Here is a 1,193-nt window from a genome sequence, read left to right as displayed (position 1 = left end):
GCCACGATCTGCAGGCGCACGCCCACGTCGGCCCCGGCCGGCGCGCAGGCGACCGGCTCGTCGAGGTCGGCGGTCAGGTCCACCGTCGCGCCGTCGCCCCGCAGAGGGCCGGCCGACTGCAGCAGGCGGCGGAACTGCGCTTCGGCCGCCGCCCGGTCGGCCTGGTCGAGGCCCCGGTCGGCCAGAGCGAAATTGTCCCGCACCGCGCGCGTGGCCATGGGCAGAACCAGGGCGGCGACCAGGGCCGCCACGGCGACGCCGATCAGCGTCTCGACCAGCGAGAAGCCGCGCTCCCCTCGCCGGGCGGAGGGGGTCATCCCCGCGAGGTCGGCCGCGCCAGGCCGACGTCGGCGGCCAGACCCGCGCCGCCTTCGCGTCCGTCGGCGCCCAGGCTGACCACGGTCGGCCGGCCCTCCGGCTCGGCCGGCGGCTGGTAGGCGTAGGGCCGCCCCCAAGGATCGTCCGGCACGTCGGTCTCCAGGTACGGCCCCTGCCAGACCTCGCCGGCGTCGGCCGCCGAAGCGGGCGCCTGGACCAGCAGGTGAAGGCCCTCGTCCGCGGTCGGATAGCGTCCGAGGTCGAGCCGCAGGGTCTCCAGGGCGGAGGTCAGGGCGCGGACCTGCACGCGGGCGGCGGTGACCTTCGAGCGATCCAGCTGGGCGATCAGGCGCGGGCCGACCAGGGCGGCCACCAGGGCGATGATGGTCAGCACGATCAGCACTTCGAGCAGGCTGAAGCCGCGCTCCGCCGTCCTCGCCCGCGCCGTCCGCCGCCGTCTCATCACCAACACCGCACGGCCACTCCGGTCATCGGCGGCCTAACCGGCGGTCAGGCCCCCGCGTTGCCGCAGACAACCGCCCACGAAACGGCGGGCGCGCCCGCGGTCGCGCAGGGAACGCCAAGGAGCTTTGGGAGTCGGGCAGAGCCACGGGCGGCTTTTACCCCCGTAGTTTTCCCCGGCAACCAACATTCCTGACGACCGGTTCGAGGGTCCGTGGTGCTGTAATCGCGCAGAAATTGCAGCCGAACTGCAAGGTTTCTACGCGGCCTCAAGGGGCTTTTACATGAATTCGCGGCGTGCGCTGACGCGCAATCGTCTTCTGATGTCTGCGACCTTCGCCGCAGGCCTTCTCGTCTCGGGCCCCGGCGCCCTCGCGCGTGGATCCGACGTGCCGACCGGCGCGGGACCCAGC

General features: G+C 73.3%; 3 protein-coding genes (1 of these 3 only partly in view). 1 reads left to right on the top strand and 2 read right to left on the bottom strand.

Annotated elements, in window-relative coordinates; genetic code table 11:
* Together G3573_RS19155 and gspG are read right to left on the bottom strand one after the other, a co-directional pair.
* On the bottom strand, positions 1 to 317 hold a 317-nt coding region (locus G3573_RS19155), incomplete at its 3' end, for a prepilin-type N-terminal cleavage/methylation domain-containing protein (protein WP_163263283.1).
* Positions 314 to 781: a type II secretion system major pseudopilin GspG gene (gspG, locus tag G3573_RS19150; RefSeq protein WP_163263282.1), complete on the bottom strand. Its 468-nt coding sequence runs from the start codon at positions 779 to 781 to the stop codon at positions 314 to 316. The genes G3573_RS19155 and gspG, both read right to left, overlap by 4 nt.
* A gap of 283 nt (positions 782 to 1,064) precedes the next feature.
* On the opposite strand from gspG, the gene G3573_RS19145 reads away from it, so the two are divergent.
* Positions 1,065 to 1,193 carry the start of a multicopper oxidase domain-containing protein gene (locus G3573_RS19145; RefSeq protein ID WP_163263281.1) on the top strand. 2,190 nt of this gene lie beyond the right edge of the window, so 129 of the gene's 2,319 nt are visible here — the first part of the coding sequence; it begins with the start codon at positions 1,065 to 1,067; its stop codon lies beyond the right edge, outside the window.

The sequence above is a fragment of the Caulobacter sp. 17J65-9 genome, assembly GCF_010975005.1.
Lineage (GTDB): Bacteria > Pseudomonadota > Alphaproteobacteria > Caulobacterales > Caulobacteraceae > 17J80-11.
The sequence above is the reverse complement of the archived record's forward strand: the minus strand, read 5'-3'. Positions and strand labels throughout refer to the sequence as shown.